The organism is Oscillospiraceae bacterium (assembly GCA_015067255.1).
GTDB lineage: Bacteria > Bacillota > Clostridia > Oscillospirales > SIG519 > SIG519.
Genome location: SVMS01000011.1, coordinates 41,971 through 47,972 on the forward strand (window position 1 = coordinate 41,971; position 6,002 = coordinate 47,972).

Genomic DNA, 6,002 nt, shown 5'->3' on the forward strand with positions numbered 1-6,002 from the left:
AAGACCTCCAAAAAAATCTTTTTTAAAATATTACAATATAATTAAATTAAAGTCAATGGTTTTATTTTGATTTTTGGTAATATTTTATGATGTTTTTTTATTATTAGAAAATATTACGTTTTTGTTGACAATTTACTATATATATGATAAACTCAAATTGATAATGATTATCAATTTGAGTTTTTTGCAGGGGTTGATTTTTAGTATGAAAATGTATAATACAAAACAGAAAAGTTTAATTATTGATTTTTTTAAAAACAGTCCTGATAAATGCTTTAGTGCAAAGCAAATAATACAGTCAAATGAGCTTGAAATGGGGCAGGCGACTGTTTATAGAATGTTGTCAAAGCTTTCGGAAGAAGGAGTTTTGAAAAAATTTATTTCCGAATATGACGGCTGTGCAAATTACCGACTTAATAATTGTAATAACTGTGATTCTCATTTTCATTTAAAATGTTTAAAATGCGGAGAGATTATCCATACCGATTGCGATATAATGGGAAAAGTGGGTACCCATCTTGCTAAAGACCATAATTTTGTTATGGATAATTCAAAAACTATAATATATGGCGTTTGTAAGGATTGTAAATAATGAAAAGATACTTAAGTTTTTTAATAGCTGTAATGTTGGTTTTAATATCATTTGCAAGCTGCAAAGGGCTTGAAGAAAATAAATCGGATAATAAAATCAATATTATTTCAACAAATTTTCCGTCTTATGATTTTGCGAGAGAAATATGTAAAGATAAAGCAAATATAACAATGCTTGTACCTCCGGGAACGGAAAGCCATTCCTACGAGCCGACCCCGAAGGATATTATAGCATTACAAAATTGTGATTTGTTTATCTATACGGGCGGAGTATCAGATTCCTGGATTGAAAAAATATTAAATTCATTGGAGAAACCTATAAATACTCTTAAAATGATGGATTGTACAGAAATACTAAAGGAAGAATTGAAAGAAGGTATGCAACATCATACAGAGCATAGCGGAGAAGAGTATGACGAACACGTGTGGACCTATCCCAAAAATGCAATTAAAATAACAGAAGGAATTTATAAAAAAGTAATTGAAATAGATTCGCAAAACAAAGAGCATTATGAGCAGAATAAAGAAAAATATATAAATGAAATTAAAAATCTTGACAATGCTTTTGAAATGTTGTTTAATAATAAAAAAGTAACTTTGATTTTTGCCGATAGGTTTCCTTTTCGCTACTTTGTTGAAGGATACGGACTTGATTATTACGGAGCATTTCCCGGCTGCAGCAGTGAAACAGAGCCCAATGCCTCTACCGTAGCTTTTTTAATAGATAAAATCAAAGCAGAAAAAATATCAACAATTTTTTATATAGAGCTTTCAAATAAAAAAATGTGTCAAAGTATAGCTTCTCAAACAGGCGCAAATATTGCTTTGCTTCATTCTTGCCATAATATTTCCAAAGAAGAAAAAGAAAGAGGAGAAACTTATCTCTCTCTTATGTATAAAAATTATGAAACGTTAAAAAATGCTTTTTAAAAGCTATTTGAAAGGGATTTAATATGTCACTTTTAAGCTGTGAAAACATAAGCTTAGGATATGACGGAAATATAATTTTGTCTGACCTTAGCCTTGAAGTAAACGAAGGCGATTATATTTATATTGTCGGTGAAAACGGAAGCGGAAAGAGTACGTTTATTAAAGCGTTGCTTTCCTTAAAAAATGTTTCAAAGGGTAAAATAAAGTTTTCAGACGGACTTAAAAAATATGAGATAGGCTATTTGCCACAGCAAAGTGATTTTCAAAAGGATTTTCCTGCTAACGTATATGAAATTGTGCTTTCGGGTTGTCTTAATTCGAGAGGGCTGCGTCCGTTTTATTCTAAAAAAGAAAAAAATACAGCCTTGGAAAATATGAAAAAAATGGGTATTGAAAATCTTTTGAAAAAATCCTATTCTGAGCTTTCAGGAGGTCAACAACAGAGAGTGCTTTTTGCAAGAGCTCTTTGTGCAACCAAAAAGCTTTTGCTTTTAGACGAGCCATATACGGGCTTAGACCCTGTTGCAACCCTTGAAATGTATAATTTGATTGAAAAAATCAATAAAGACGGTATAAGTGTAATTATGGTATCTCACGATATAAAAACTGCGGTAAAATACGCAAGTCATATTTTGCATCTTGGAAATAAAGAAATTTTCTTTGGAAAAACTGAGGATTATTTAAAGAGTAAATTTTCAAAAGAATTTATGGGAGGAGAATAAAATGCTTGATGAGCTTATTAAAATCTTTTCTTCCTATGAGTTTATGCAGCGTGCTGTTATTGTGGGTGGTCTTGTAGCACTTTGCGCCGCATTACTTGGTGTAAGCCTTGTTTTGAAAAGATATTCTATGATAGGGGACGGCCTTTCTCACGTAGGCTTTGGAACTATGGCAATAGCAACTGCTTTGAATTTTGCCGAGCTTGAATTTTCTATACCTATTGTAGTTATTTCTGCATTTTTATTACTTAGAATAAGCGAAAACAGTAAAATAAAAGGTGATGCGCTTATCGCTATGATATCTACGGGAGCCTTGGCTATAGGCGTTATGGTTGTTTCTCTTACAAAGGGAATGAACGTAGATATTCAAAATTTTATGTTTGGAAGCATACTTACCATTGAGAAAAAAGACCTTTGGCTGTCTGTTGTTTTATGTATTGCGGTTCTTGTTTTATATATTTTTTCCTATTCGAAAATTTTCTCAGTAACCTTCGATGAAAGCTTTGCTAAGGCTACGGGAGTAAATACCGGAGCATATAATATGCTTTTGGCAATACTGACATCAATAACAATAGTATTGGGAATGAGGCTTATGGGTGCTTTGCTAATTTCTGCACTTATAATCTTTCCGCCTCTTTCTTCAATGCGGATTTTTAAGAGCTTTAAAAGAGTTGTTATTTTTTCAGCTATTGTTGCCGTTATATCTTTTGTTTTAGGTATAATTATTTCCTATTTTTATTCAGTGCCCGCAGGCGCAAGTATAGTATGTGTAAATATAGCTATGTTTATATTATGTATGTCTATAGGAAATATAAAAAAATTTATAAATTAATTTAAAAGCAGGGAAGTGATAAGATTATGACAAACAAAGAGAGATTTATAAAAGCATTAAAAAGAGAGCCTATAAGCGGTTATGTACCTCATTTTGAACTTGTATTCTTTCTTAGTATGGAAAGTATAGGAAAGGTTCATCCTACACACAGAGGCTTCGGTCAATGGAATCAGATGAGTACAAAGGAAAAGCTTGCACAGATTAAGGATGCGGCATCTGTATATGTTGATATAGCAAAGAAATATGACCACAGTGCTATATTTATTCAAGGTCCTATACATGATGATATAGATACATATGTTGAGCTTATTAATCAGGTTAATGAATTGGGTGAAGGACAATATTATGTAACAATTCACGGAGATTATACATTTCCTATTCCCAATGGCGAAAATATGGTTGAAGAAGCTATAAAGTTTTATGAAGAGCCCGAAAAAATGCACGAAATTGCAAGAGAAAATATTAAAAACGGAACAAACTTTATTGATATGCTTTTGAAAAAAGGTGCGCAGCTTGACGGAATAACTATGTGTAGTGACTACTGCTTTAATGATAATCCATTTTTATCACCTGATATGTTTTCGGAGTTTATTACACCGTACTTAACAGAGCAAATAAAGGCGTATAAAGATATGGGACTTTATACAATAAAGCATACAGACGGTAATATAATGCCTATTATAGATGACCTTGTAGGCGCAGGTCCTGATGCATTACATTCTCTTGACCCTCAGGGTGGAGTAGACCTTAAATTTGTTAAGGAAAAGTATGGAGATAAAATTTGTCTTATAGGAAATGTAAATTGCGGACTTTTACAAACAGGAACAGAAGAGGAAATAATAGAGGATTGTAAAAGAGCTCTTCGTGACGGAATGCCCGGATACGGATATATCTTTTCTTCTTCAAATTGTGCATATACAGGACTTGCTCTTGAACGCTATGAGCTTATGCACAGCATATGGAGAGAGTACGGAAAATATTAAGTGATAAAAAAATCTCGCTGATAAATTCAGCGAGATTTTTTGTTATTCAAAATGGCTGTTGAGCTTTTCTAAAAACTCATCAATGTCTACTCCGTGAACAGCACAAGCTTGCTCAAGAGTTTCTCCTCTTGCAGAGGGACAGCCTAAACAATGCATTCCTATTTCAAAGAAAAATTGTGCTGTTTCAACATCATAATCAAGAACATCACCGATAAGAGTTTCCTTTGTTACTTCCATTTTTGTATCTCCTTTTATTTGTTATCATAAAATATTTTTGCACCGACAGATGATAGCTTGGGAACTATGTCCTCGTATCCTCTGACGATGTAATTAACATTGTTTATTTCGCTTCTTCCGTTTGCTCCTAATGCAGACACTATAAGAGCTGCACCTGCACGAAGATCGGTTGCATCAAGGCTTGCACCGTGAAGCAATGACGTGTAAATCTCAACCTTGTTGCCGATTTTTTTGAATTTTGCGCCCATTTTTTCAAGCTCGCAAAGATAGGCAAAGCGTTCTGGAAAAATTGTTTCTGTAATTTCTCCGACACCATCGCAAAAGCAAAGCATCGCCGAAAATTGAGGGTGCAAATCTGTTGGAAATTCAGGATATGGGGCCGTAAAAACGCTTGTTGATACAAGCTTTTCTGGGGATTTTATACATACAAATCCGTTTTTGTATTTTATCGATATTCCAGTCTTTTCAAAATGAGGAATAATAGGCAAAATATGCTCATAATCAACATTTTTAAGATAAATTTTGCCCTTGGCACTACCTACGCATGTCGCATATGTGAGTGCCTCTATCATATCAGAATAAATACGATATCTTTTGCCATTCAAGGACCTCACCCCAACAACTCTTATAGAATTGCCAAAAAGCCGTATATTAGCGCCACAAATGTTCAAAAAGGCAATAAGATCAAGCACATGGGGCTCCTTAGCCACATTTTCGATAGTTACTGTGCCTTCTCCTACGCAAGAAGCTATTATCATATTTATTGTAGCACCAACAGAAATTTTGTCAAGGGTTATTTTTACATTTTGTAGTCTTTTAGAAAGCGAAAGCGCTATAAATTCTCCGTCCTCAGTACAGCTTGCGCCAAGGCATTTAAAGCCCTTTATATGCTGTTCTATCGGTCTTGCGCCAAAGTTGCATCCACCTGGATATACCATATGAACACTTCCGTATCTTGAAAGGCAGCTTGACATAAGATAAGCAGATGCCCTCATTTTTGATATTAAATCCATATCAAAATATATGTTTTGGGCATTTTTAGTGTTAATTTTTATTGTATGGGCATCGATAAAGTCAGCCTCGGCGCCCATTTGACGCAAAATTTCGAGCGAATTATGCACATCGCTCACTCTTGGCATATTATCAAGCACACACTCTTCTTTTATAAGCAAGCAGGCAAAAATTATAGGTAGTGCAGAATTTTTCATTCCACTTACTTCAATTACACCATCAAGAGATTGCCCACCATCAATAATAATTTTTTTCATTTTTACCTCTCGTGAATAAAACTGTTATCATTATATTCACAAAAGGTATTTTTCGCTATTTAGCTCTTTATCTTCGCCTTGTAATATGCAACTGTCAAATCAGTGACCATTCCGTAGCTTTTTGTGCCCTGCTCTTGACCATTAGCCTGTAAGAACGAATCATTTATACTATTAGAAATTTCAGATGTCTTTGAATCGGCATATTTTTTGAAGAATTTTGAATAGCTTGCTCTTTCTCTTTTTGCCTCAACACAAAGGCGAGCTGAAACAGCGCTATAAAGCTCCTTATCTGCCGAATATAAGGCGTTCATAACATCAGAGTAAACATCCAAATAGCCACTATATTGAAGATACGGATCATCTGACAAAATACAAACCATAAATGCCACGAAATTCGCCTCTTCCTCTCTTGCAATTCCTCGCTGATGTGCAAGCTCATGAG

General features: G+C 34.0%; 8 protein-coding genes. 5 read left to right on the plus strand and 3 right to left on the minus strand.

Features of this window, described 5'->3' with window-relative positions; genetic code table 11:
* Positions 1–163: 163 nt before the first annotated feature.
* Genes E7480_03990 through E7480_04010 form a run of 5 tightly spaced genes read left to right on the plus strand, consistent with a single transcriptional unit; the run spans position 164 to position 4,055 of the window.
* Positions 164–592: a transcriptional repressor gene (locus E7480_03990; protein MBE6903750.1), complete on the plus strand. Its 429-nt coding sequence runs from the start codon at positions 164–166 to the stop codon at positions 590–592.
* A complete protein-coding gene (locus E7480_03995) occupies positions 592–1,521 on the plus strand; it encodes a zinc ABC transporter substrate-binding protein (protein MBE6903751.1) in 930 nt (309 codons plus the stop codon). The genes E7480_03990 and E7480_03995 overlap by 1 nt, the downstream gene beginning before the upstream one ends.
* 23 nt (positions 1,522–1,544) lie before the next feature.
* A complete protein-coding gene (locus tag E7480_04000; GenBank protein ID MBE6903752.1) occupies positions 1,545–2,243 on the plus strand; it encodes a metal ABC transporter ATP-binding protein in 699 nt (232 codons plus the stop codon).
* Position 2,244: 1 nt separating this feature from the next.
* Positions 2,245–3,072, plus strand: a complete 828-nt coding sequence (locus E7480_04005) for a metal ABC transporter permease (protein ID MBE6903753.1) — start codon at positions 2,245–2,247, stop codon at positions 3,070–3,072.
* 26 nt (positions 3,073–3,098) lie between these two features.
* Positions 3,099–4,055, plus strand: a complete 957-nt coding sequence (locus tag E7480_04010; protein ID MBE6903754.1) for a hypothetical protein — start codon at positions 3,099–3,101, stop codon at positions 4,053–4,055.
* Between the two features lie 42 nt (positions 4,056–4,097).
* On the opposite strand, the gene E7480_04015 is transcribed toward E7480_04010, so the two are convergent.
* The 3 genes from E7480_04015 to E7480_04025 form a co-directional block, all read right to left on the minus strand.
* Entirely contained in the window at positions 4,098–4,292 is a 195-nt protein-coding gene (locus tag E7480_04015) for a DUF1858 domain-containing protein (protein MBE6903755.1), read from the minus strand.
* A 14-nt stretch (positions 4,293–4,306) separates the two neighbouring features.
* Positions 4,307–5,560, minus strand: coding sequence for a UDP-N-acetylglucosamine 1-carboxyvinyltransferase (gene murA, locus E7480_04020; GenBank protein ID MBE6903756.1), 1,254 nt, complete (start codon positions 5,558–5,560; stop codon positions 4,307–4,309).
* 59 nt (positions 5,561–5,619) lie between these two features.
* The coding region (locus E7480_04025; protein MBE6903757.1) for a DUF3810 domain-containing protein at positions 5,620–6,002 on the minus strand (383 nt) is incomplete at its 5' end.

What these genes read in the sequence shown, in the direction of transcription:
- E7480_04010 (MBE6903754.1), top strand. Translation starts at nt 3,099, where the DNA reads ATGACAAACAAAGAGAGATTTATAAAAGCATTAAAAAGAGAGCCTATA.
- E7480_04005 (MBE6903753.1), top strand. Translation starts at nt 2,245, where the DNA reads ATGCTTGATGAGCTTATTAAAATCTTTTCTTCCTATGAGTTTATGCAG.
- E7480_03990 (MBE6903750.1), top strand. Translation starts at nt 164, where the DNA reads ATGATTATCAATTTGAGTTTTTTGCAGGGGTTGATTTTTAGTATGAAA.
- E7480_04000 (MBE6903752.1), top strand. Translation starts at nt 1,545, where the DNA reads ATGTCACTTTTAAGCTGTGAAAACATAAGCTTAGGATATGACGGAAAT.
- murA (MBE6903756.1), bottom strand. Translation starts at nt 5,560, where the DNA reads ATGAAAAAAATTATTATTGATGGTGGGCAATCTCTTGATGGTGTAATT.
- E7480_03995 (MBE6903751.1), top strand. Translation starts at nt 592, where the DNA reads ATGAAAAGATACTTAAGTTTTTTAATAGCTGTAATGTTGGTTTTAATA.
- E7480_04015 (MBE6903755.1), bottom strand. Translation starts at nt 4,292, where the DNA reads ATGGAAGTAACAAAGGAAACTCTTATCGGTGATGTTCTTGATTATGAT.